The following is a 23,255-nucleotide window of genomic DNA, read 5'->3' as shown; positions in this document are numbered from 1 at the left end:
AACAAAATGGTGCATCATCAAATTAAAGTCATTCAGGCAGTGGCATCTATGCTCACCGAAGGTGGACGTGGAGTGAATGGGACAGCATTTCCTAAGCAACCCGAAAAAGCCTTAAAGTTATATGAGTTTGAAGGTTCACCATTTTGCCGTCGTGTACGCGAAGTCATGACCTTGTTAAATTTGGATTATGAGGTTTATCCATGCCCCAAAGGCGGCACAAAATATCGACCTTTGGTGAAACAACTGGGTGGTAAAACTCAGTTTCCATTTTTAATTGATGAAAATACAGGTGATCAGCTCTATGAATCACAGCAGATCATTCATCATTTATTCAAACATTATGGCAAAAGTGGAAAAACGCCAAAAAAATACGCGCATTTTCCTAAAATTCCTTATGTTGCACTTGCAGGCACGTTATTGAATGGTGCACGTGGTGTGTGGATTAACCAGAAAATTGTAGAGCGCGCTGCACCTGAACAACTGATTGAACTGTGGGGTTTTGAGGGAAGTCCTTATACACGTGTAGTACGTGGTGTATTGACTGAACTGGAGTTGCCATTCAAATTTCATAATGTAGCCAAAGAGCGTTGGCAAGATCAAGGCTTGGCAAAATTACGTTTAAAACCGGGTAAATATGTGCCACTGGCAGGTGGTAAGCGTGAGCAGGTATTAAAAGTCATGGGTGATAATATTCAAGTCCCATTTTTAATCGATCCAAATACCCAGACTCAGCTTTTTGAATCAGCTAAGATTGTGAAGTATTTACAGCAAACTTATGGCAAATAAGCTTTAAGTCATTTTTTGATTGTTATAAAAGCATCTTCAAGATGCTTTTTTGCATTTGGCAGGATGCAAAATATGCATCATTATAAATAGCCTAAGCAAAGTGGGGTTGAAACACTGACTTATAACATCAGGGGAGCATAAATCACCCTGATCAGTTGCATCTATTTTAGTGAAGCATTTAAACTCTGCAGCATTCACTTTGATTTCGCCAATTTATAGGTTCAAAATGTTCAGCAAACTTACAGGGTTGTTTAAAAATAAAGCCAATCTCGAAGAAATTGCCTATTTAGAAGCACAGAATATTCAATGGGATGCGGAACAAGGCTATATGGTCGATGGTATTTTGCTTAACGATGTTTTGGCAGAGCGTTTAAATTATTTATCCAACCGCCGTATGCAGCAGTTTGATGATTTGGCACAGCTGTATTCTACAGCTATGATTATCAATGAAAAAATTGATCTGGAAATTGCGCAACAGCGTTTTAACACAATGCTTGGTAATACCGAAGAAAACTTACTGGAATTTAAAGCGATTGTTAAAAAATTGAATGATTATTATCGACAGTTTTTACGTGATCAAAAGTAAAGAGGCGTGTGTATCAAACTTTAAAGCTCGCTGTTTTATAAAATTTTGCAATTAAATACGCTGTAATGGTGGATGAAAAAAATTACGTAAAACCGTCAATTCATCGTGCTAGTATAAGCCCCATGTTGTTTAGACCCTAAAGCTATATACATGTTCCAACACGAAATTTCCCAACTCAATTTAGCACAACTGAAAGCTGGCGAAAAACGCTGGATTGGTAATCTACAAGGTTCTGCCGCAGCATTATTATTTAAAGAAATTGGTCAGCAGAATCAGCATTTATTTGTGATTGTCGCGCGCAATCAACAACATTTGGCGCAGTTAGAAAGCGAATTAGAATTTTACGGGGTAAAACCGACTATTTTCCCCGATTGGGAAATTTTGCCTTATGACCGCTTGTCACCGCATCAAGATATTGTGTCGGAGCGTTTGGCGATTTTATCCAATATGCCGCAGCAAGGTGTATTGTTGGTTTCGGCAACCACTTTGGCACAACGTGTTGCACCAACCTCATGGGTGTTAGGCGAGCATTTCGATATTCGTGTTGGGCAAAAGTTTGCTTTGGAACAACAAAAGCAGCGTTTGGTACAAGCAGGCTATCATCTGGTCGATACAGTCTATGATCATGGTGAATTCGCTGTGCGTGGCAGTATTATGGATATTTATGCTTCGGGACAGGAAGCACCCATCCGTATTGATTTATTTGATGATGAAGTTGAAACCTTAAAGTTTTTTGATCCAGAAACGCAGCGTACCACCCAAAGTTTGCAGAATTTTACGGTTTTACCCGCCAAAGAATTTCCATTAAAAGAAGGTCGTGCGATTTTCCGTGACCGCTATGCAGAAAGTTTCCCAACGGCAAACCCGAAAAAGAACCCTGTGTATCAGGATGTGTTAGAAGGCATTGCATCGCCTGGTTTAGAGTTTTATTTTCCGTTATTCTTCACTCAAGCACAGCTTGAAGGTCAAAATACATTACTTTCATACTTACCAAAGCATTGCATTGTCATTACAGATAAGGCGGTGGATGACTGTTTAACTCAATTTTGGAAAGATGTGCTGTATCGTTATGAGGACAGACGTCATAACATCGACCAGCCGATTTTGCCGCCTGAGCAATTATTCCTACAACCAAATCAATTATTAGAACAACTGAATCAATTTGGACGTGTGATTGCATCGCCCGAAGCTTTTGAGCAAAAAGCAGGTGTAGTGAACTTAAGCACACTTGTACCACCACGTTTGGCGGTTGATCCTAAACAAGAACAACCCTTTCATGCCGTTAAGCAATATATTGATGCGGCCAATCATCCTGTTTTATTGGTGGCAGAAAGTGCAGGTCGTCGTGAAACCTTAAAAGATGCGTTGCGTGCCGCTTTGGGTGAAATTCCACAAGTGGAGAGTTTTGAGGCATTTCAGCAGTCTTTACAAGCCATTGCGATTACCAATGCACCTTTAGATCGCGGCTTGGTCATTCAAGATCAATTGAGTGTAATCTCAGAAAATCAGTTGTATGAACATCGTGTGGTGCAGCGCCGTCGTAAACGTCAGCAGGAAGTTTCTGAAGAGTTTTTAATTCGCAGTTTGACCGAGTTAAGCATTGGTGCACCTGTGGTACATATTGATTATGGCGTAGGGCGTTATGCAGGTTTAATTACTTTAAATATTGATGAGCAAGAGCATGAGTTTTTACAACTTGATTATGCCGATGCTGCAAAAGTGTATGTACCTGTTACCAATTTGCATTTAATCAGCCGTTATAGCGGTGGTGATCCAGACCTTGCGCCTTTGCATAAATTAGGCACAGATGCATGGAATAAAGCCAAACGCAAAGCTTTGGAACAAATTCACGATGTGGCAGCAGAATTACTGCATATTCAGGCACGTCGTCAATCTAAACCGGGTTTTGCTTTTGAGTTGGATCATAGTCTTTATATGCAATTTGCCAGTGGCTTTGCTTATGAAGAAACCTTAGATCAAGCTAATGCAATTGAAGCGACCTTACATGATATGCAATTGGCAAAACCAATGGATCGTTTGGTCTGCGGTGATGTCGGTTTTGGTAAAACTGAAGTCGCAATGCGGGCTGCATTTGTCGCGGTACAGAACAACAAGCAAGTTGCTGTATTGGTTCCAACAACATTGTTGGCACAACAGCATTATGAATCCTTTAAAGACCGTTTTGCCGATTGGCCTGTGCGTATTGAAGTCTTGTCGCGTTTTGGTTCAAGCAAATCTCATCAAAAAACCATTGAAGATTTAGCAGAAGGCAAAGTCGATATTGTGATTGGGACGCACAAAATTCTACAAGAAAATATTCAGTTCAAGCAATTAGGCTTGATGATTGTCGATGAAGAACATCGTTTTGGTGTACGTGACAAAGAACGTATTAAAGCGTTGCGTGCCGATGTTGATATGTTGACTTTAACCGCAACGCCAATTCCACGTACCTTAAATATGGCATTTAGTGGTATGCGCGATTTATCTATTATTGCCACACCGCCTGCACGTCGTTTAGCGGTGAAAACCTTTGTGCAAGAGCATACAGGCGATACGGTGAAAGAAGCCATTTTACGTGAATTGTTACGTGGTGGTCAGGTGTATTTCCTGCATAATGAAGTGGAAACCATTGAGCGTAGTGCTGAAACCATTCGTGAATTGGTACCAGAAGCGCGGGTTGCAGTTGCGCATGGGCAAATGCGCGAGCGTGAATTAGAGCAAGTCATGCAGCAGTTTTATCATAAAGAATATAACGTGTTGGTTTGCTCAACCATTATTGAAACAGGGATTGATGTTCCAAATGCCAATACCATTTTAATTGAACGTGCAGATAAACTCGGATTGGCGCAGTTGCACCAATTACGTGGTCGTGTTGGACGTTCGCATCACCAAGCTTATGCGTATTTGCTGGTACCTTCCATTAAGGGCTTAAAAGGCGATGCTGAAAAACGCTTGGATGCGATTCAGCGTGCCTCAACTTTGGGTGCAGGTTTTATGCTGGCAACCGAAGACTTGGAAATTCGTGGTGCGGGCGAATTACTGGGTGAGCAACAAAGCGGTTCAATGCAAGCTATTGGTTATAGCCTGTATATGGAAATGCTGGAAAAAGCCACCAAAGCCATTCAAAAGGGTAAAACTCCTAACTTCGATGCACCATTGTCTTTAACTGCAGAAATCAACCTGCACATGCCTGCTTTAATTCCAGATGATTATTTGGGCGATGTGCATCAGCGCTTATTGTTCTACAAACGCATTAGTAATACCGATACTCAAGAAAAGCTTGATCATATCCGTATGGAGTTGATTGACCGTTTTGGTATTCCACCACAAGCGGTGAAACAATTATTTGCTGTACATCAACTGCGTTTAAAAGCAGAGCAGTTGGGCATCACTAAAATTGATATTGGTACAAATGGCGGTCATATCGAATTTTCACCAGATACACCTGTGCAAGCCATGAGCATCATTCAAATGATGCAAAAACATCCGACCTATTTCCGTATGGATGGTGGACAGCGTTTAAAAGTGATGGTGATGTTGGAGGAAGCTGAAAAGCGGATTCAATTTATTGCCGATCTATTAAACAGCCTGCTAAAAACTTTGCACAGCTGAGTTTAAAAATGCAAATTGATCCAAATATCATATCGGTAAATTTATGAATATTTTCTAAGAAACCACTGATTCTATAATGAATATTATTCATGATGAATTTGGTTAAAATTGCACTTTATTTACATCGAAACATGATGGGAATCATACTCAGTTCACTAGGGATGTGATAGTATTACCCATCATTACAATTTGCGTCATTTATAAAGATATGTTTAGTTTGCATCCACAACTTGCTCAAGATACTTTTTTTGTAGGCGACTTTCCTCTGTCAACATGTCGTTTAATGAATGATATGCAATTCCCTTGGTTAATTCTAATTCCACGTGTGCCAGGGGTTACAGAACTATACGAATTAAGCCAGGCAGACCAAGAACAATTTTTACGTGAATCTAGCTGGTTATCTAGCCAATTATCACGTGTATTCCGTGCCGATAAAATGAATGTGGCGGCTTTAGGTAATATGGTTCCACAATTGCATTTTCATCACGTCGTGCGTTATCAAAATGATGTGGCTTGGCCTAAACCAGTTTGGGGTACGCCAGCTGTACCATACAGCAATGAAGTTTTGGCTCACATGCGTCAAACCTTGATGCTTGCTCTGCGTGGTCAAGGCGATATGCCATTTGACTGGCGAATGGATTAATTGAAATGAATTGCCACGCAGGATGCGTGGCTTTTTAATCCTAGATTGGAGTAGGCCGCGGTGTTCATGTACAATTGGATGGAAAGAGATCCCAAACAATTCGAATTTCTGCATCGTTTAGTCGGGTATGCAAGTTTATCCCTGATTATGGTGGTCTATCACTACACCTACGCCGATACCAATTATCAAATTTACCTTCCGTTTTTTCTTACTTTTTTATTACTGATAATTCCTAAATTTTCGCGTTGGCTGCAATATAAATATAGTCATCAAGCCAAGCGTAATATCCTGTTTATTATTGATATTGTGGTAGTCGCAGTATGTTTGTCTGCGGTACATCTGAATTTGGTACTTACTTTTGCCGCTTTATTTGCGCTGCTATATACCGCCATTTATATTAAAGTTTCTTTCTTTTTGGTGGCATCGGCATCCTTATTGGCGGTCACAGTTTTTTATTTTTGTAATATTTTTATTTTTGGTTTTAACGAATATTTTGAACAAAGCAGTACCGAACTTACGATTTTAGCCTTTTTATGTATGATCTTTTACTTTGGCATGGGCAGTGCCTATCAGGCACGTCGTATCCGCTATACCACGGCAAAGAAAGACCATTACTACACACAAATGAACCGCTATATGGAATTTGCGAATCAGCTTAGTCGCTATGCACCTTTGCAGTTGTGGCAATCGATTATGAAAGGTGAGTCGGAAGCGAAAATTGAATATAAACGTAAAAAAATGACGATTTTCTTTTCTGATATTCAAGGCTTTACTGAACTTTCTGAAACACTAATTCCAGATGATTTAGCATTCCTGCTCAATGATTATTTAAGCCACATGACCGAAATTGCCAAGCAATATGAAGCGACGGTGGATAAGTTTATGGGTGATGCGATTTTAATTTTCTTTGGTGATCCAAATACGCAAGGTGTTGAACAAGATGCTAAAACTTGTGTAGAGATGGCTATTGCGATGCGTCAGCAAATGAAATTGTTACGCGAACGTTGGGTCAAAATGGGCTATCCGCCTTTACATATTCGTATGGGTATCAGTACAGGATATTGCCACGTTGGGAACTACGGTGCAGCACATCGGATGGCATATACCATTGTTGGGCGTGATGCTAACTTAGCTGCGCGTTTGCAAAGTGCGGCCGAAGTTGATGAAATTTTACTTTCAGATGACACTTATAAACTGATTAAAAATGATTATTTGTGTGCTCCGAAAGCACCGATCTTTTTAAAGGGGATTCAAGGTCCTGTAAAAACTTGGCAAGTGATGGAAAAATATGCGGCCAGCAAGTCGGATTATCAGCGTTGGTTTGACTACGAATATAAAGGTTTTCATTTGTTGCTTAATTTGGATGAAGTGCAGAATTTTGAATATCCTGAGCTAATTACCGTATTAGAAAAAATGATTAAAAGAATTCAAACGCAGCAAAAGCTGACCAACTCACAGGGCATTGTAAAACTTAATCTTGAAGATGAAGTGATTGAACATCCACCTGTTGAAGAAATTGCCAAAACTCATATTCCTGAAAAACACTAAAATTTTTCTTATAATGTAGATCTCGTTTAACTTTTAAATCCTCAAAAATTTTAAATCTAAAGTTGTGCAATAAAAAAAACTGCGCCGTAGCGCAGTTTTTTAGAATTAGCATCATTTTATGATTAATGATTTTCTGAAGCATGGTTAATGGTGTATTTTGGAATTTCGACTTCCAAGTCTTCATTGACCACTTTAACCTGACAAGATAAGCGTGAATCAGGCTCTAAACCCCAAGCACGGTCTAATAAGTCAGCTTCAACATCATCCATTTCTTCTAGGCTGTCAAAGCCTTTACGAACAACAACGTGGCAAGTGGTACATGCACAAGACATATCGCAAGCATGTTCAATTTTAATGCCATTTTCAAGTAAGCTTTCGCATAAGTTGGCATTTTGTTCGACTTCAAACTCAGCACCTTCTGGGCAGAATTGCGCATGTGGAAGTACTTTAATACGTGGCATAATCTTTACCTTAAATTAGTTTGAGTTTGACCAGTCGTCGAGTTTAGTGCCTTTAAGTGCTGTATCAATATGTTGATTCATACGAATTGCAGCAAAAGCATCACTGTGTATTTTAAGCTGTTCAACAGCATGTTCAATGGCTTTAATGTCTTGTCCAGTCAATTCGGCTTCCAACTGCGCTTTGGCAGTATTTAAAGCTTCTAATTGTTCTGGGCTTAATAGTTGTGCATCTACTTTTAAGGCTTGTTGTAAAGCTTCAAGTTCACGTTGTGCTTCAACTTTGGTTTCATGCAAATGACGCAATTGCTTGTCTTCTTCTGCATATTTGAAACCATCTAGCAGCAAACGCTCGGTATCTGCTTCAGATAAACCATAAGATGGCTTGATGTCGATATTTGCAGTCACACCAGAAGTGGTTTCTTTAGCAGAAACACTGAGCAAGCCATCAGCATCGACTTGGAACGTAACTTCAATGCGTGCCTGACCCGCAGTCATTGGTGGAATACCGTGTAGCACAAAACGACCTAAGCTACGACAATGTTCTACCAAATCACGCTCACCTTGTACCACATGAATCAACATGGCAGATTGGCCATCTTGATAAGTGGTAAATTCTTGGCGACGTGCTACAGGAATTGCAGTATTGCGTGAAATTAAGCGTTCCACCAAACCGCCCATGGTTTCTAAACCCAAAGACAGTGGGGTAACGTCTAATAGCAACGAACCATCTTTGCTGTTACCAATTAGTTGATTGGCGGTAATTGATGCACCAATTGCAACCACTTCATCTGGGTTAATTGTGCATAATGGTTCTTGATTAAATACTTCACGAACAGCTTTTTGCACGGCATAAGAACGTGTTGAACCACCAACTAAAACTACATTTTGAATGTCATCTAGGTCAAGTTTGGCATCGCGTAATACACGTTTGCATACACTAATGGTTTTATCTAAAGCAACCTGAATAATACTTTCAAAGTTTGCGCGGTCTAATTGCAGCGTGTGCTCTAACAGTTTTAATTCAACACTTTCTGCATTGCTGAGCGCTTCTTTGGCTTTACGTGCAGACACAATAAAGTGTGCATATTCTGCATCATCTAAACTTTCAATATTCAGCTGTTTTTTTGCCCATTTTACAATCAGACGATCTAAGTCATCACCACCTAAAGCAGTGTGGCCGCCTGTGGCTAAAACTTCAAAAACACCTTGAGAGAAACGTAAAATAGAAACGTCAAACGTACCACCGCCCAAGTCGTAAATCACATAGTTACGGTCTTGAGCCAAGTTGGTGTCTTGATCTAAACCGTAGGCAACCGCTGCTGCAGTCGGTTCATTCAATAAACGCAATACTTTTAAACCTGCAAGCTCGGCAGCGTCACGTGTGGCTTGGCGTTGAGCTTCATCAAAATAAGCAGGAACAGTAATCACTGCACCATTTACAGGGTTTTGTAAGCTGGCTTCTGCGCGGTCTTTGAGTTGTTTAAGTAATTCTGCCGAAATTTCAACAGGTGTTTTACGGCCTTGAGCTGTTTCAAAAGCAGGCATTTGATTGTCTTCACCCACTAACGTGTATGGATGTTGAAATTTAATGTCCGCTTTAGAACGACCCATAAAACGCTTGACTGAAACAATCGTGTTTTTAGGGTCTGTAGTAATAAATGGCGCAGCAGCATTGCCATAATGTGTATTTTGCTCTGCATAATGGACGATAGAAGGCAGTAGCACGCGACCTTGCTCATCATGCAAGACTTTGGCTTTACCAGAAAGAACTGTGGCAACCAATGAATGAGTGGTGCCTAAGTCAATGCCAATCGCAATGCGATGTTCATGCGGTGCACTTGATTGACCTGGTTCTGCAATTTGCAAGAGCGCCATTATGTAAAATCCTTTGCCCGTTAAATATTAAAATACAAACTAAAATTAAAAATCATCGTCTAAATCAAAACTGTCATCATCAAGGAAACGATCTTCAGCTTTGTCTAGGTCAGCCATAACTTTCATGAAAAAGCGTAATTTACGCACAGTGTCACGCGCTTCTGCCCAATCTTCTTCGGCATAGTCAATTTTAAATTCACGGACTAAGCCATCAACCCATTGTTGTACTTCAACCTTTAATGACTGTAAGTCATCGGCACAGTTGGCATCATCCAATTGCTCACGAATTTCCAAGGCATCTTGTAAAAATTCAAAGTCATGGATGGATTGATCGAGATGATAATCTTGCTTTTTCAATGAGAGTAAATATGCAGCACGACTGTCTACCGCAGAGAGTTGTTTAAACGCCTGATTAATTTTACTAGATTTAATCAAGGCTTGATCTTTGTCTTCGGCTTTGTCGGGGTGATATTGCTGCTGTAGCTTTAAAAATTCAGCTTTTAAAGTAGCGAAATCAATATCGAGTGCAACAGGAAGATTAAACAACTCAAAATGATTCATGGGAGATGGAATCCGCGATTAGTGTGCAAAATTGGCTGCATAAATGCAATTAAAACAGTGTATTGTACACTGTTTTAAGCTAAAAAGAGGGAGGTGGCGTTATACCGTGAACGATTCACCGCAGCCACATTCACCTTTTTTATTGGGGTTGTTAAACTCGAAACCTTCGTTTAAACCATTTTTGACATAGTCCATTTCCATGCCATCTAGGTAAACTAGGCTTTTCGGATCAACGAAAACTTTAACACCAAACTGTTCAAACATTTGGTCGTGCGTATCGACTTCATCTACAAATTCGAGTACATAAGCCAAACCAGAACAGCCTGAAGTTTTCACACCAACGCGAATACCTTCACCCTTACCGCGATTCTTTAAGTAATTGCTGATATGAGTTGCAGCATTTTCAGTTAAATTGATCATGAAAACTCCGTTTGTTTTTCCACAAAACTTAGCAAATTAAGCTTTGGTCTTTTTGCTGCGATAGTCTTCTACAGCAGCTTTAATTGCATCTTCTGCCAATACAGAGCAGTGTACTTTCACTGGTGGAAGGGCAAGTTCGGTAGCAATATCAATGTTCTTGATCGCTTGTGCTTCATCTAAAGTTTTACCTTTAAGCCACTCAGTAACCAAAGAACTAGAAGCAATGGCAGAACCACAACCATAAGTTTTGAAACGTGCTTCTTCAATCACGCCTTCGTCATTCACTTGAATTTGCAGACGCATTACATCGCCACATGCAGGTGCGCCCACCATACCTGTACCAACGTTTTCAGCATTTTTGTCTAAAACGCCAACATTACGAGGGTTTTCGTAATGATCAATTACTTTATCGCTATAAGCCATGTCGCTTCTCCAAACCTCGGGGTCAGCCTTAATATAAATATGGGGGTGAAATTACCTTTATCAATCTAATGGCTTCCTGTCAAAGCCATTAGATTTGGGATGAATTAGTGTTCAGTCCATTCTACTTTAGAAAGGTCAATCCCTTCTTTATACATATCCCAAAGCGGTGAAAGTTCACGTAACTTTTCAACAGCAGCTTTAGTCACAGTTAGGACATGATCAATATCTTCTTCAGTGGTGTATTTACCAAAACTGAAACGAATTGAGCTGTGTGCAAGTTCGTCTGAAAGACCTAGTGCACGTAATACATAAGATGGCTCTAAAGTCGCTGAAGTACACGCAGAACCTGAAGATACCGCAGCATCTTTAAGAGACATCATTAAAGATTCACCTTCAACAAAGTTGAAGCTGACGTTTAAATAGTTGGCTACGTTTAGTGTTGGGTGACCATTCAGGAAAACTTGTTCCATGGTGTTCAAGCCATTCCAAAGTTTGTCGCGCAATACACGTAAACGGGCTTGTTCAGAAGCCAAGTTTTTGCCTGCAAGTTCAAATGCTTCGCCCATACCTACAATTTGGTGGGTTGCAAGTGTGCCTGAACGCATGCCACGCTCATGACCGCCACCATGCATTTGTGCTTTTAAGCGTACGCGTGGACTGCGGCGTACAAATAGCGCACCAATACCTTTAGGGCCATAGATTTTGTGTGCAGAGAAGCTCATTAAGTCTACTTTTAAGGTAGATAAATCAATTTCTACCTTACCTGCAGCTTGCGCAGCATCAACGTGGAAGAAGATTTTTTTGGCACGGGTGATTTCGCCAATTGCAGCGACATCGGTAATCGTACCAATTTCGTTATTGACCATCATCAACGACACTAAAATGGTGTCTGGACGAATTGCTGCTTCAACCATTTCAGGTGTAATTAAACCTGTTTGTGGTTGTGGCTCTAAGTACGTGATTTCAAAACCTTCAGATTCAAGCTCACGGCAGGTATCTAAAATGGCTTTGTGTTCAATTTTAGAGGTAATAATGTGTTTGCCTTTAGACGAATAGAATTGTGCTACGCCTTTTAGTGCAAGGTTATCTGATTCTGTTGCACCAGAAGTCCACACGATTTCACGTGGGTCTGCTTTGATCAAGTTCGCAACTTGTTCACGTGCATATTCAACTTTTTCTTCTGCTTGCCAGCCATAAGCGTGCGAACGAGAAGCGGCATTACCGAAAGTCCCATCAAAAGTCAGGCACTCCATCATGCGTTCTGCAACTTGAGGATCTACAGGAGTGGTTGCTGCGTAGTCAAGATAAATTGGACGTTTCATGTCAAATACCTGTAACCGATAACAGAGCTGAATCAAACGGTGCTGTGTTCTGGCGAATGGCAACAGTTTGTACGTTGTCACGCGCAACTAAATCAGCAAGTGAGATTTTAGCGAGATAGTCGGCAATATGATGGGAGAGTTCCTGCCATAAGTCGTGAGTCAAGCACATTGCACCATTTTGACAGTTGCCTTTATGGTCGCAACGCGTTGCATCAACAGTTTCGTTTACGGCTTCAATGATTTCTAGCACAGTGATTTCATTTGCACTACGTGCTAAATGGTAACCACCGTTAGCACCGCGAACACTAGACACTAAGCCGTGGCGCTTAAGTTTTGCGAATAACTGCTCAAGATAAGCAACAGAAATAGTTTGACGGGCTGCAATTTCAGCAAGCGTGATCGTTTGTTCAGTTGGCTGCAAAGCTAAATCAAGTAGAGCAGTCACTGCGTAGCGACCGCGAGTTGTTAAGCGCATGATTCGATACACATGATTAGACTAGATATGGGTATTCTATGAATCCCGACTAAATTAGTCAAGTATTTTATTGTGATATTGTGCGCGAGGATTTACGCTGTTTTTCTTGATATTTTAATGCGTTTAAACGATCCATAAATTATACACTAATAACGTAATTAATAGTACTGTTATTACACCAAAGACGATGTTAATGCGCTTTTGACGACGTTCAATCCGACGAATACGGTTTTTATGCTGTTTAAGCTCAACTTGTAGGGTGTTGATCTTAGAGCGTTGTTCATCAATTTTGTCTAAAAGTGGGGCAATGCGCTTTTTAGAACCAATCACTTCTTGTTCTTGCGGTGCTTCTTTCAGCCATTGTTTCCAGTCAGCTAAAACTTTGGGTGCACTAAAATGCAAAATTAGATCACGAAACTCATCTTTAAGGGTAATGTCACCATCTATACGCATGTGTTTAATACTGCGACGATTACCTAAAATAAAGATTTTAAATAAATCTATGAGGGTGGTGCGCACATCTAAATCGACAGCTTGTTCAGGTGCTTTGCTGTCAAATAAGATGCCGTTTGGATTGAATTCCACGTAAATGTCGAAATAAGGAATATAGCTATTAATTTTAATGGTGATTTTCTGGTCGACAAACTTTTTAGCCTGCAAAGCGACCACACGATCATGTTTTAGAATAAAGCTAAAAATTGTTTCCAGCACAATCATGAGCATGGTCAGCAACAAATGTGGATTACTTTGTCTTTGTTGCGAATCACTCATAAAATCAAGTCCCTAAATCTAAAGTTGAATTCCTTGTTTTGCGCTTCGTTGAGAATACATTCTAAGAAGCGCAGCGAATAATCTTGCTTTGTAGAACAGTTTAGCAAAACGATCAAGTATTTAATTTGCTATTATGAAAGCATTTTGTAGGTTTATTACATTTATGTGCGCATAAAATAAGCAGGAGAGAGGTTCATGGAAAAAACGACGGATAGCGTAGAAGAGCATTTGCTTGAATCAGAAACCACATTGAAAAATAAAGATAAATTACGCTCAGGACGTAAATCATCACTCGATTTTCGTAAATATACCAAGCAAATTTGGCTAGCAGGTTTAGGTGCATTTTCACGCGCAGAAGAAGAAGGCAATAAATTGTTTGACTCTCTGGTCAAGGTGGGTGAGGAATTAGAATCTAAAACTACAGAAATTGCCGATCAAACAGTTGAAAAAGTGTCTGAAAAAGCCAAAGAGTCGGTCATTGATACTAAAGATAAAGTTGAGCGTTTAATTGACCATAGCGTCAATCATTCTTTAAATAGAATTGGCTTGGTGACAGCAAAAGACCTACAACATTTGGAGCAATTGGTACTGCAATTACATGCCAAAGTCGATGCGTTGATTGAAGAAAATAAACAATTAAAAGAAGATGTCGCGAAAAAGTAATTCTGTGCAAAGGGGGCTTAAAGTATGTTGCTTTATTATACATCGGGTATTTTAGGGCAAAACTGAATAGAGGCTAATAGTTCCATCGTTTTACCATTTATTTTGCATAAAAGCGTGCAGGGAGTATTGCTTTTACCCTCAAAGCATTGCTATAAAGGCGTTACGGTAATTTAAATTAAATCTCTGGACCTTAAATAAACGATATTAAGAGGACGTAATTTTCATGAATAAATCAGAATTAATCGATGCAATTGCAGAGAAAGGGGGATTGTCTAAGACTGATGCAGGTAAGGCCTTAGACGCAACAATTGCTTCTATTACTGAAGCGCTTAAAGCGGGTGATACTGTAACCCTCGTTGGTTTTGGTACATTTAATGTGAAAGAGCGTGCTGCTCGCACAGGTCGTAACCCACAAACAGGTGCTACACTTGAAATTAAAGCAAGCAAAGTACCAAGCTTTAAAGCGGGTAAAGGTTTAAAAGATTCAGTAGCATAATCTTTTAAAATGCCAAGAAAGCGCGCCAATTGGCGCGTTTTTTATTAATAATGTCAATAAACGGCTTCAACGCATTCATTCGTTGAGGGTTTTCAGTTAAAATCTCGCACAAATAAAATATTGGAATACTTATGGAATCTTTTCGTAAAGTTATTAAGGGTTGGTTGGGCAAAGTTTTGCTCGTCTTGTTCTTGACCCCTTTAGCACTTGTAGGTATTGAAGGATATTTTAGTGGAGGTCAGTCTGAAGACACTGCACAAACAGTCAATGGTCAGCAAATTTCAAAACGAGAATTAGATAATCTGACCAATTCCTTGAAAGAACAATACTTGGCCTATACCAATGGTGATGAAACACTATTGAATCAAAATTATATTCAAAACAAAGCCAAAGATACGTTGGTTGCACGTACCTTGTTATTACAACAAGCTGAGAAATTAGGGATTTCTTTGAGCGATGCACAAATTGAACAAATGATTGCACAGCAACCGAATTTCCAACAAGATGGCAAGTTTTCTGAAAGCTTGTATGCGAACTATCTGCAATCTGTAGGCATGACCAATCAGGCGCTTGTGGCAAATTTACGCCAAGACCATGCGTTAAAAATGCTGAGTGCTAGCTTTACCGATTATGCTTTAGTTAGCCCGTCTGATATTCAGCAAATTGCCAATTTACAAACCCAGCAACGTACTTTGCATTTATCTAGCATTAAGTTAGATGACTACAAGAAAAACATCACCACAAATGCACAAGAGATTGCTGCGTATTATGAACAGCACGCCAATGCCTTTAAACAGGTTGCTAGCGTTGATGTCGATTACATTGTGGTGACTCCAGCCAATATTGCACCTGCAAATACGGCTGTCACTGACGCAGAGTTACAACAGGCTTATCAAAAGTTTGTCGAAACTCAAAAAGGTGCTGCTGTACCGACAGTGAAACATATTTTAATCACCACCGATGCGCGTGATGATGCCGCAGCTAAAAAACTTGCAGAGCAAGCCGCAGCTGAAATTAAGCAAGGTACAAGCTTTACTGCAGCTGCACAAAAGTATTCGGATGATCCTGAGTCTAAAGCCAAAGGTGGTGAGGTTGCAGGTTATGAAGCAGGCGTATTTGGCGATGCCTTTGACAAAGCCGTGGGTAGCTTAAAATCTGGTGAAGTATCACAGCCGATTAAAACTCAATATGGCTATCATGTGATTCAAACAGAAGGTGCTACAGTTCAAGTCCCTGCGTTTGAAACTCAAAAAGCACGTTTAATGGCAGAGTTGCAAAAAGCCAAAACTGAAAATGCGTATACCGATACCATCAACAGCTTAAATGAATTGGTGGTGAGTAGTGATGCTTTAGATGTTGTGGCAGAAGAAGTGAAAACGGCCAAAGTCGAATCTGTTAATGGTTTAACTTTGGCGGCGCAGCATCCTGTTTTAAGCCAGCCATCTGTCAAAGTTAAATTGTTTAATGATGATGTGAAAAATGGCGATCGCAACGCATCGAGTAACATTACTTTAGCCAATGGCGATGTGGTATGGGTGAAAGTGCGTAATTACCATGCCGCAGGTGTGCAAACTTTAGAAGAAGCAACACCCCGCGTAAAAGCTAAACTGATTGAGAAAAAAGCCTTTGATGCAGCGAAAAAAGATATTCAAGCTGCGTTGGATGCCTTTAAAACTCAACCTGCAGCGACCGTTTTGGCGAAAAACCAAATCCGTTTTGAAAATGCAGGCACATTCACCCGTGCAGATGGTTTGTTAAAGCGTGAAATTGAACGTGCTGCATTTAGTGTGCTTGCGCCTAAAGATGGTATGTGGTCAGTAACAACAGCATCTATACCAAATGAATTGGTGGTGGTAGCTGTATCAAATGTAAACGATACTACATCGAATGCTTTAACGCCTGAGCAACTGAAAGAGTTAGCGCAGTTGTATCAACAATTACGTGCTCAACAAGAGCTAGATGACTATACGCAATATTTGAAATCGAAAGCGAAAATCAAATAAGTGATGAACATCTACAAAAAAACCAGCAAATTTGCTGGTTTTTTTGTGCATCTAAAATGATTAAGTAAGCAGTTTCAAGATTTATTCAGCGCGAATTTTTAGCTCATAACCTGTGTATTTACGAATGTTGATGACACCTGTATCCAAGATTAAATATTGCCCTTTAATTCCTTGCAGTTTGCCGCGAATGATTGGGGTTTTATCTAAGTTATGCGATTTAATTTTCTCAGGATACTGTTCTACAGGGTACACAAATTCACGCGGAAGTTCCTGATCTAAAAGCTCTACCGTTTCGTTGAATTCAAGGTTTTGACTAAACTCATCACGAATGGTCTGAATTTTAGGCGCAAACTCTTCAATCAGTTGTTCACGCACTTCAATTAGGTTTAGCGGCTCTGCTTCGCCTTTGAGTAGTTTGCGCCAGTCGGTTTTATCTGCGACTTGTGTACCAAACATAACTTCTAATTGCCCAGATAAACGACGTGAGCCGACTTTCATAATTGGTAAGGCTTGGGTTGCGCCCTGATCTAACCAACGTGTAGGCATTTGACCTAAACGGGTGATTCCCACTTTTAAAGCACTTGAATTGGCTAAATATACGATGTGCGGTTGAAAGCAGACTTCTTGAGCAAAACTATCTTCACGACATGTACCTAAATGATAGTGACAGGTTTCAGGCTTCATGATGCACATATCGCAAGATGCTTTGGTTTTAAAACACTTGAAACAATGTCCTTGCGAATAAGATTTTGGTGTTTTTACGCCACAAGAAACACAATAAATATTGCCCGTCCACTCTAGTTCAAGCTCTTGCCCAAGCTGAAAAGGTAGATCAATTTCTGAACGGTCTAGAATAAATTTATATTCAACATTTGCCTTGTGTACCTGTTCATCAGTTACACTATGGTCCTTAAGACCTGCGTGCATTTTATGGCAAATGCCTTGTAGTTCCATAAGAATACTCTCTCGAAAATGAAGGAATGCAGTGATGGCTGAAATGCGTTTAATTCAAGCATTAATTGATGATTTATCTCAACAACAGCCAATTTCTACTGCATTGTGTATAGGGCAAAATATTGAAGCAAGCCCGAAGTATAACAATCAAGCGGCTGATGAGCAGCCAACTATCCAATGGCAGTATTTTAGCGCATTGGCATTTTTAAATCTGCCTTTTACCCAACGTTTTGATTTGGCAGTTGTATTTTTAGATGCTGCCGATTTTGCTGTGCAGACGCCACAACACACCTCGCAAATTTTGGTAAAGCTACGTGATTTATTGGCAAAGCGTATTGTGGTAATTGCTGCACGTGAAGATGAGCAATTGCTTAGAGCACTTGGTTTTACGCAATTGATTGAACATCGCTTTGAGCAGCATCATTTATGCTTATGGCAATTTAATATTTTGACTTATAAGCACGTGCCTGATTGGTTTAATTCTAAGTTTTGGGCAAACCCTGAAAATTGGGATAAATTCCGCTGGTAAGTGCTGAATTACGATCACAAAATTCTAATAATGATAATTAATTCACATAAATTTAGGATATTGCAAAATTTAACAATTTCAAGCGCGCAATTCAGTCAAAACTTCGTATGCTGTCATAAGGGCATTATGAGGAAAATAAAATGACCAATTTAAGCAATATTGTTGAAATTTTAGCAAAGCAGGCATTGGGCGCGAATCAGCAATCTAATCAATCTCAAGGCGGATTGGGTGGTATTTTAGGTTCGGTTTTGGGGCAACTTGGTGGTAATAACCAACAATCTGCGCAAGGCGGCTTGGGTGGCATTCTTGGTTCGGTACTAGGTCAGTTAGGTGGGCAACAACAGCGTTCTGCTACAGGTGCTTCAGGTACACAAAGTTTATTGATTGCAGTTTTGCCTTTGGTGTTGGCATGGATTCAAAAACAGGGTGGCTTGCAAGGTGCTTTGGATAAACTCAAAGGACAAGGCTTAACCAGTCAGGTGGATGATTGGGTGTCTACAGGCCCAGGTGAAAATGCGCATGTAGGTGCTGAACAAGTACAAAGTTTATTTGATGATGCCGATGTAGCGCAGGTCGCACAGCAAACTCAGGCGCCAAAGCAAGATATTTATAATGCGATTTCTGCAGTATTGCCGCAAATTATTGATTCATTGACACCACAAGGTGAGCAAACTAGCAAACAAGAAGCCAATGATGATATTCAACAAGTGATGAATTTAGTGTCTGGATTTTTAAAGCGTTAATATTGAAAAATTCAGCTTTGCAAAACTGACTTGAATAAACTAAGCCAGCAAGTTTGTTGGCTTAGTTTTTATTTGGTTTTTTAAGTATGCAAAAAACACGCCGAAGCGTGTTTTTATGTTTTAAGTTTGGTTCAGACTTAGAAGTCGTAACGGAAACCTAAAGAAAGAGCTGTTGAGTTTTCGTCTTTAGCACCTTTTACGGAGTTACCAAAGCTACGACCTTCTTTCCAAGGAGTAAGATCAGCATTTTTATCATTTAACATGGTTGCAAGGTTTGCGTATACACGTACAGCCTTGTCTAAACGATGTTCCACGCCAACTGCTAAAAGTGTAGAATTTGCATCTTCGGTGTCAACGTCACGGTGGAATACCTGACCACGTACATAAGTCTTTGGTGCTACTTTATAGTCTGCCGCTACACCAAATACTTGTGCATCAGCATATTTGGTTGCAGTACCTTCCAAGTCATGTGTAAGATATTGGTATAAACCACCTAAGTTTAGTTCTGGTGTGATTTTGTATGCTGCTGCGATACGGAATCCATCACGCTCACCCGAGCCAATTGCAGAGTTTTCTTCATAGCGTTCATAAGCAGCTGCAAAGTCAACAGGACCTTCTTTATAAGTTAAAGCCAGATCGTAAGCTTTATTGTCGTCCTGACCTTCTCCGGTCGTTGCATCTTTGGGAATTGAAGTGCTTGGATGTAATGATAAAGCTGCAAGTACGTTAAAACCACCACCGAATTTAGGAGATTTATATTCAACGGTATTTTCATTTCGTTCATCAAACTTATTATCACTAACACGTGTTACGTTACGAATGTCACCAACCATATCACCAAAGAAGTTCACTGGACCACGAGCAACTTTAAATGGGCTGTCAAAACGACCTGCACGTACTTGACCAAAGTCACCTTTTAAACCTACGAAAGTATCACGAGTAGCAAAGTCTACGCTTTTACCATCTTGGCTACCGCTAGCAAAGTTAACTTCTTGTTCAACTTGACCAAAAACAGTCATGCCGTTTTCTAATTTTTGTTCAGCTTTGAAGCCTAAACGTGATGAGTTAGAAGAAAGACCAACTTCGTTATAGTCTTTACCATCATCAAGATAGTCTAAAGATACGTGTGCACGACCATAAACTTTAACATCAGCAGCCATCGCTAATGCTGGTGTTAAAAAGGTTGCCCCAACTGCTAATGCGCAAAGCGTTTTTTTCATGTGTAGCTCCAATACAGACTATTGTTTTTTAGTCCTAAACATTGTTCAGAAGTAGGGTTGATCTACCGCTGTTCTCTATTGGTGCTAAGTATTCCTTACAAATGCGACAGTAATATTAAGGAAATATTTCAAAATTATTAAAAAGTACAAATTAGATCAAAAACTTACTTTTATTCGCATTTTTTTAGTGACTGAGTTTTTAAATTTAGAAAAAATATATGAAATGAATAACTTAATTGCAAGCAGACTGAAATGCTATTGTCATAAACTGCTTGAAAAAATGCAGGGTTAAAGTATGAGATGAAAAAAATGGAGCAGGTGCTCCATTCATTTTTGCTGCTTATTTTGGAAATATTTTAGAGCGCTGCTTTAATTTTTTCCGCTTGGGCTTTAATTTTGTCTTGGTCGCCCATTTGTGCAGCATGTTTCCCAAGCTGATGTACCGACGTCGGAATTAAGTGAAAATGCACGTGGGGGACAGTTTGACCTGCGCTTGTACCTGACAATTGCATTAACACGATACCATCTACACCCAAAGCTTGCTGCATTGCTTTTGCAATTTTTTGCACAATTTGAATGGTATATGCTGCTGCATCTGCAGGTAAATCCAATAAAGTTACTGCAGGTGTTTTAGGAATCACGAGAGTGTGACCATCGGCTTGCGGCATGATGTCCATAAACGCAAGCACTTGGTCATCTTCATACACTTTAATTGCAGGAAGTTCGCCACGTAGAATTCTTGCAAAAATATTTTGATCATCGTAAGCCATTATGATTCCTTAAATTCAGCTTTGATATTTCAGAACGGTTATTTACAGTTCAGTTCTTTTTGACGTTCTTTGATTGCGTCAAGACGTTGTTGTTCTTTTTCAGAAAACTTAGGTTTGGTTGTATAGCAGTTGTCATTACCAAAACGTGCTTTAGCTTCTGGGTCTTTGAAGCAGAACCCTTTAGATGCATAAATAACATCGTGGTCATTTTTAAGTTTTTGACATTCTTGTTCGGATGCAAAAGCAGTTGAACTTGCCCCAATTAAAGTTGCAAGGCTTGCAAATACGGCAATGCTAAACTTGTTCATAAGAGTTTCCTCTATTTAATGATGGTGTGACTAGCCACTTAATACACATTATTGGGTTTATGGCTGCATATTCAATGGCGAGTTCTTACTCTAGGGTAATATTACTCCATAATTCATACATTTTCACAGCAGTGGAAAAATCACTGTCTTTTTCTGCGGTTAAATTCGCTGCCTGAATCAGGCTTTGGGTTAAAGCCAATACAGGTGCAGGCAAAGCTGCTTCATGGACTAAATCTAATGCGATACCTGTGTCTTTAGCCAGTAAAGGCAGAGCAAAAGTCTTTGGAAAAGCGCGATTCAGTACTCGCTGCGGCAAAATCATTTCCGTTACTGCGCTTTTACCACTTGAAGCATTTATGCATTGCAAGGCCTGATTTAAGTTTACGCCATGTGCTTTTAAGGTGGTAAAACCTTCAGCTGCAGCACACAAACTCACTGCCATTAACATATTATTCACCGCTTTTACGGCAAAGCCAGCACCAGGTTCACCCACATGCTGAATCACTTTACCAAAAGCCTGAATTGCAGGTAAGGCTTTTTCAAAAGCAGCAGCTTTACCGCCAATCATGACTGTTAATGTGGCATTTTCTGCACCAATGGTTTGTCCGCTTACAGGTGCATCTAAAAAGTCGATCTGTTGTGCTTCAAGTTGTTGTACCAATTTTTTAGCACTTTCGGGTACGCCACTGGTGCAATCGACCCAGACTGAACCTGCTTTAAGTTGAACTTGTGCAATCAGGTTTTCAACTTCGGTACTGGTGGGCAAGCAAGAAAAAATAATATCTGCTTGCACCGCTTGAGCCAATTCAACCGCTTGTGTGCCATATTCAGCAGCATGTTGCTCGGCTTTGGCAAAGTTACGATTCCAGACATAGACCGTATCAAAATGTTTAGGTAAATGGGCTGCCATGCGGTAGCCCATTGCGCCTAAGCCAATAAATGCAACAGATTGAATCATGTTTTTGCTCTCTTTATGCAATTTTGCTAGATCGTTGTTCTAACCAAGTGGTCAGTTTAGGCCAGAATTCATTGGCACTTTTTTGACTGGACATTAAACCCAAATGTCCACCTGGAATAAGAGTAAACGTGACATCGGTACTACTTGTCAATTCACATAAAGGTTGAGCAGCTTCAGCAGTGACAATTTGATCGCTATCACCCGCACCGACCAAAAGTGAACAATGAATATTTTTAAGGTCTATCTGATGTTGTTTGAGTTGAATATGACCTTGTTTGAGTGGGTTTTGCAGCCATACATTCAATACCATGTCCTGATTAATCCCACCCGGATAATCAATCATATTATTTAAAAAATTGGCTAAAGTTGCGTTTTCATGCAAGGTTTGTAAGTCGTGCAGATTCGACAGCATCTGTTTATTGCTTTCCAGCCATGCTCTAGGGTCTAAAATCTTAAAACCAATCGCATTGATTAAACCCGGTGTATGAATTAAATGCTTTGGAATTTTTCCTGAATAAAAGGCATGTTGCAATTTGGGATATTTAGAAATCAGTTGATTGGTCAGTTGAAAGAGTTTACCAACCCGCCCCGAAGCATAGCTATCTACAGGGCTACCCAAAACCATCAAGTTTTTAATATGAGTTGTTTGTTGGTCGGCGGTATAAAGCATGGCAAAAATACCCGCCATACTCCAACCATGTAGTGAAATTTGTTCGACTTTGGCGTGTTGTAAAATGAGTTGAATACAATTAGGGATTGCATCCTGAATAAAAGCCATAAAATTTAAATGACAATGTTGATAGGTCAATTGTCCCCAATCAACCAAATACACATCAAAACCGCTATGCTGAAAATGTTTCACTAAAGAGCGATAAGGATATAAGTCATAAATCGACATGGTAATTGCTAAAGGCGCAACAAAAACCAGCGGCTCTTTATATTGCTTATCTGGCGAAGCGTAATAGCGAATCTGCGCATACTTATAACGTGCCACGATGTCGTATGGCGTGGTCTGAGATAAGATCAAATCACGGCTTTTAAATAAGCGAGTGCTGAGGTTTTTAAGCTTTTTTCGGTGCGGATTAAATTTTCTTTGTAGCTGATTCATGAGGTGTTCCATCACACGTG

24 protein-coding genes are annotated in these 23,255 nt (G+C 39.9%); 10 read left to right on the top strand and 14 right to left on the bottom strand.

Translation table 11 applies throughout. The annotated features are described in order from the left end of the window. The first annotated feature begins 6 nt into the window (after positions 1-6). The 5 genes from FTT71_RS09820 (at position 7) to FTT71_RS09800 (ending at position 7,175) form a co-directional block, all read left to right on the top strand. Positions 7-786: a glutathione S-transferase N-terminal domain-containing protein gene (locus FTT71_RS09820; protein WP_004976665.1), complete on the top strand. Its 780-nt coding sequence runs from the start codon at positions 7-9 to the stop codon at positions 784-786. Positions 787-1,012: 226 nt separating this feature from the next. Beyond that, complete coding sequence (locus FTT71_RS09815; protein WP_131261458.1) at positions 1,013-1,372, top strand: hypothetical protein; 360 nt, start codon at positions 1,013-1,015, stop codon at positions 1,370-1,372. 150 nt (positions 1,373-1,522) lie between these two features. After that, a complete protein-coding gene (mfd, locus tag FTT71_RS09810; protein ID WP_154320768.1) occupies positions 1,523-4,984 on the top strand; it encodes a transcription-repair coupling factor in 3,462 nt (1,153 codons plus the stop codon). A gap of 208 nt (positions 4,985-5,192) precedes the next feature. Continuing rightward, positions 5,193-5,627 carry an HIT domain-containing protein gene (locus tag FTT71_RS09805; RefSeq protein ID WP_004976660.1) on the top strand — a complete coding sequence of 145 codons (435 nt, stop codon included), beginning with the start codon at positions 5,193-5,195 and terminating at the stop codon, positions 5,625-5,627. A 66-nt stretch (positions 5,628-5,693) separates the two neighbouring features. Next, positions 5,694-7,175, top strand: a complete 1,482-nt coding sequence (locus FTT71_RS09800; protein WP_218955397.1) for an adenylate/guanylate cyclase domain-containing protein — start codon at positions 5,694-5,696, stop codon at positions 7,173-7,175. 122 nt (positions 7,176-7,297) lie between these two features. On the opposite strand, the gene fdx is transcribed toward FTT71_RS09800, so the two are convergent. The 8 genes from fdx to FTT71_RS09760 all read right to left on the bottom strand — a co-directional run bounded on the left by fdx (position 7,298) and on the right by FTT71_RS09760 (position 13,483). Next, positions 7,298-7,636 carry an ISC system 2Fe-2S type ferredoxin gene (fdx, locus tag FTT71_RS09795; RefSeq protein ID WP_004976656.1) on the bottom strand — a complete coding sequence of 113 codons (339 nt, stop codon included), beginning with the start codon at positions 7,634-7,636 and terminating at the stop codon, positions 7,298-7,300. A 15-nt stretch (positions 7,637-7,651) separates the two neighbouring features. Beyond that, the gene (gene hscA, locus FTT71_RS09790) at positions 7,652-9,511 is read right to left on the bottom strand and encodes a Fe-S protein assembly chaperone HscA (RefSeq protein ID WP_004976654.1); all 1,860 of its coding nucleotides are present in this window, start codon (positions 9,509-9,511) and stop codon (positions 7,652-7,654) included. 45 nt (positions 9,512-9,556) lie between these two features. Next, positions 9,557-10,072, bottom strand: coding sequence for a Fe-S protein assembly co-chaperone HscB (gene hscB, locus FTT71_RS09785; protein ID WP_004976652.1), 516 nt, complete (start codon positions 10,070-10,072; stop codon positions 9,557-9,559). A 99-nt stretch (positions 10,073-10,171) separates the two neighbouring features. After that, positions 10,172-10,492 (bottom strand): iron-sulfur cluster assembly protein IscA, encoded by a 321-nt coding sequence (iscA, locus tag FTT71_RS09780; protein WP_100241673.1) that lies wholly within the window; start codon positions 10,490-10,492, stop codon positions 10,172-10,174. A 36-nt stretch (positions 10,493-10,528) separates the two neighbouring features. Next, a complete protein-coding gene (gene iscU / locus FTT71_RS09775; protein ID WP_004976649.1) occupies positions 10,529-10,915 on the bottom strand; it encodes a Fe-S cluster assembly scaffold IscU in 387 nt (128 codons plus the stop codon). Positions 10,916-11,019: 104 nt separating this feature from the next. Beyond that, positions 11,020-12,237 carry an IscS subfamily cysteine desulfurase gene (locus tag FTT71_RS09770; protein ID WP_004976647.1) on the bottom strand — a complete coding sequence of 406 codons (1,218 nt, stop codon included), beginning with the start codon at positions 12,235-12,237 and terminating at the stop codon, positions 11,020-11,022. Position 12,238: 1 nt separating this feature from the next. Beyond that, positions 12,239-12,712 carry an Rrf2 family transcriptional regulator gene (locus FTT71_RS09765; RefSeq protein WP_004976645.1) on the bottom strand — a complete coding sequence of 158 codons (474 nt, stop codon included), beginning with the start codon at positions 12,710-12,712 and terminating at the stop codon, positions 12,239-12,241. A 123-nt stretch (positions 12,713-12,835) separates the two neighbouring features. Continuing rightward, on the bottom strand, positions 12,836-13,483 hold the full coding sequence (locus FTT71_RS09760) for a hypothetical protein (RefSeq protein WP_004976643.1): 648 nt from the start codon (positions 13,481-13,483) through the stop codon (positions 12,836-12,838). A gap of 195 nt (positions 13,484-13,678) precedes the next feature. Between FTT71_RS09760 and FTT71_RS09755 the strand changes: the two genes are divergently transcribed. The 3 genes from FTT71_RS09755 to FTT71_RS09745 all read left to right on the top strand — a co-directional run bounded on the left by FTT71_RS09755 (position 13,679) and on the right by FTT71_RS09745 (position 16,645). Further along, a complete protein-coding gene (locus FTT71_RS09755) occupies positions 13,679-14,146 on the top strand; it encodes a phasin family protein (protein WP_004976642.1) in 468 nt (155 codons plus the stop codon). A 223-nt stretch (positions 14,147-14,369) separates the two neighbouring features. Next, positions 14,370-14,642, top strand: a complete 273-nt coding sequence (locus FTT71_RS09750) for an HU family DNA-binding protein (protein WP_004976639.1) — start codon at positions 14,370-14,372, stop codon at positions 14,640-14,642. A 131-nt stretch (positions 14,643-14,773) separates the two neighbouring features. After that, positions 14,774-16,645 (top strand): SurA N-terminal domain-containing protein, encoded by a 1,872-nt coding sequence (locus tag FTT71_RS09745; protein ID WP_131261456.1) that lies wholly within the window; start codon positions 14,774-14,776, stop codon positions 16,643-16,645. 81 nt (positions 16,646-16,726) lie between these two features. Here the strand turns inward: FTT71_RS09745 and FTT71_RS09740 are convergent, their stop codons facing one another. After that, positions 16,727-17,599 carry a DUF2797 domain-containing protein gene (locus tag FTT71_RS09740; RefSeq protein WP_179996393.1) on the bottom strand — a complete coding sequence of 291 codons (873 nt, stop codon included), beginning with the start codon at positions 17,597-17,599 and terminating at the stop codon, positions 16,727-16,729. Between the two features lie 34 nt (positions 17,600-17,633). On the opposite strand from FTT71_RS09740, the gene FTT71_RS09735 reads away from it, so the two are divergent. Both FTT71_RS09735 and FTT71_RS09730 read left to right on the top strand, forming a co-directional pair. Further along, positions 17,634-18,128 carry a DUF6231 family protein gene (locus FTT71_RS09735; RefSeq protein WP_167845983.1) on the top strand — a complete coding sequence of 165 codons (495 nt, stop codon included), beginning with the start codon at positions 17,634-17,636 and terminating at the stop codon, positions 18,126-18,128. Positions 18,129-18,268: 140 nt separating this feature from the next. Beyond that, complete coding sequence (locus tag FTT71_RS09730; protein ID WP_180160914.1) at positions 18,269-18,871, top strand: YidB family protein; 603 nt, start codon at positions 18,269-18,271, stop codon at positions 18,869-18,871. Between the two features lie 137 nt (positions 18,872-19,008). Here the strand turns inward: FTT71_RS09730 and FTT71_RS09725 are convergent, their stop codons facing one another. The 5 genes from FTT71_RS09725 to FTT71_RS09705 all read right to left on the bottom strand — a co-directional run bounded on the left by FTT71_RS09725 (position 19,009) and on the right by FTT71_RS09705 (position 23,235). Beyond that, positions 19,009-20,091: a porin gene (locus tag FTT71_RS09725; RefSeq protein WP_004976633.1), complete on the bottom strand. Its 1,083-nt coding sequence runs from the start codon at positions 20,089-20,091 to the stop codon at positions 19,009-19,011. A 356-nt stretch (positions 20,092-20,447) separates the two neighbouring features. Further along, the gene (locus FTT71_RS09720; RefSeq protein ID WP_004976632.1) at positions 20,448-20,861 is read right to left on the bottom strand and encodes an HIT family protein; all 414 of its coding nucleotides are present in this window, start codon (positions 20,859-20,861) and stop codon (positions 20,448-20,450) included. Between the two features lie 38 nt (positions 20,862-20,899). Further along, positions 20,900-21,169, bottom strand: coding sequence for a YARHG domain-containing protein (locus FTT71_RS09715; RefSeq protein WP_136144520.1), 270 nt, complete (start codon positions 21,167-21,169; stop codon positions 20,900-20,902). A gap of 85 nt (positions 21,170-21,254) precedes the next feature. Then, complete coding sequence (locus tag FTT71_RS09710; RefSeq protein WP_180160913.1) at positions 21,255-22,127, bottom strand: NAD(P)-dependent oxidoreductase; 873 nt, start codon at positions 22,125-22,127, stop codon at positions 21,255-21,257. A 13-nt stretch (positions 22,128-22,140) separates the two neighbouring features. Then, positions 22,141-23,235, bottom strand: coding sequence for an alpha/beta fold hydrolase (locus tag FTT71_RS09705; RefSeq protein WP_131261453.1), 1,095 nt, complete (start codon positions 23,233-23,235; stop codon positions 22,141-22,143). Positions 23,236-23,255: the final 20 nt, after the last annotated feature.

This window comes from Acinetobacter sp. YH01004, from assembly GCF_013420455.1.
GTDB classification, from domain to species: Bacteria; Pseudomonadota; Gammaproteobacteria; order Pseudomonadales; family Moraxellaceae; genus Acinetobacter; species Acinetobacter towneri.
This window is presented reverse-complemented; position numbering and strand designations above follow the sequence as displayed.

Coding starts and splice junctions, on each gene's coding strand:
- FTT71_RS09750 (WP_004976639.1), top strand. CDS start 14,370: ATGAATAAATCAGAATTAATCGATGCAATTGCAGAGAAAGGGGGATTG.
- FTT71_RS09705 (WP_131261453.1), bottom strand. CDS start 23,235: ATGAATCAGCTACAAAGAAAATTTAATCCGCACCGAAAAAAGCTTAAA.
- FTT71_RS09725 (WP_004976633.1), bottom strand. CDS start 20,091: ATGAAAAAAACGCTTTGCGCATTAGCAGTTGGGGCAACCTTTTTAACA.
- FTT71_RS09805 (WP_004976660.1), top strand. CDS start 5,193: ATGTTTAGTTTGCATCCACAACTTGCTCAAGATACTTTTTTTGTAGGC.
- hscA (WP_004976654.1), bottom strand. CDS start 9,511: ATGGCGCTCTTGCAAATTGCAGAACCAGGTCAATCAAGTGCACCGCAT.
- FTT71_RS09710 (WP_180160913.1), bottom strand. CDS start 22,127: ATGATTCAATCTGTTGCATTTATTGGCTTAGGCGCAATGGGCTACCGC.
- hscB (WP_004976652.1), bottom strand. CDS start 10,072: ATGAATCATTTTGAGTTGTTTAATCTTCCTGTTGCACTCGATATTGAT.
- FTT71_RS09770 (WP_004976647.1), bottom strand. CDS start 12,237: ATGAAACGTCCAATTTATCTTGACTACGCAGCAACCACTCCTGTAGAT.
- iscU (WP_004976649.1), bottom strand. CDS start 10,915: ATGGCTTATAGCGATAAAGTAATTGATCATTACGAAAACCCTCGTAAT.
- iscA (WP_100241673.1), bottom strand. CDS start 10,492: ATGATCAATTTAACTGAAAATGCTGCAACTCATATCAGCAATTACTTA.
- FTT71_RS09745 (WP_131261456.1), top strand. CDS start 14,774: ATGGAATCTTTTCGTAAAGTTATTAAGGGTTGGTTGGGCAAAGTTTTG.
- FTT71_RS09730 (WP_180160914.1), top strand. CDS start 18,269: ATGACCAATTTAAGCAATATTGTTGAAATTTTAGCAAAGCAGGCATTG.
- FTT71_RS09740 (WP_179996393.1), bottom strand. CDS start 17,599: ATGGAACTACAAGGCATTTGCCATAAAATGCACGCAGGTCTTAAGGAC.
- FTT71_RS09760 (WP_004976643.1), bottom strand. CDS start 13,483: ATGAGTGATTCGCAACAAAGACAAAGTAATCCACATTTGTTGCTGACC.
- mfd (WP_154320768.1), top strand. CDS start 1,523: ATGTTCCAACACGAAATTTCCCAACTCAATTTAGCACAACTGAAAGCT.
- FTT71_RS09815 (WP_131261458.1), top strand. CDS start 1,013: ATGTTCAGCAAACTTACAGGGTTGTTTAAAAATAAAGCCAATCTCGAA.
- FTT71_RS09800 (WP_218955397.1), top strand. CDS start 5,694: ATGTACAATTGGATGGAAAGAGATCCCAAACAATTCGAATTTCTGCAT.
- FTT71_RS09715 (WP_136144520.1), bottom strand. CDS start 21,169: ATGAACAAGTTTAGCATTGCCGTATTTGCAAGCCTTGCAACTTTAATT.
- FTT71_RS09735 (WP_167845983.1), top strand. CDS start 17,634: ATGGCTGAAATGCGTTTAATTCAAGCATTAATTGATGATTTATCTCAA.
- FTT71_RS09765 (WP_004976645.1), bottom strand. CDS start 12,712: ATGCGCTTAACAACTCGCGGTCGCTACGCAGTGACTGCTCTACTTGAT.
- FTT71_RS09820 (WP_004976665.1), top strand. CDS start 7: ATGGTGCATCATCAAATTAAAGTCATTCAGGCAGTGGCATCTATGCTC.
- FTT71_RS09755 (WP_004976642.1), top strand. CDS start 13,679: ATGGAAAAAACGACGGATAGCGTAGAAGAGCATTTGCTTGAATCAGAA.
- fdx (WP_004976656.1), bottom strand. CDS start 7,636: ATGCCACGTATTAAAGTACTTCCACATGCGCAATTCTGCCCAGAAGGT.
- FTT71_RS09720 (WP_004976632.1), bottom strand. CDS start 20,861: ATGGCTTACGATGATCAAAATATTTTTGCAAGAATTCTACGTGGCGAA.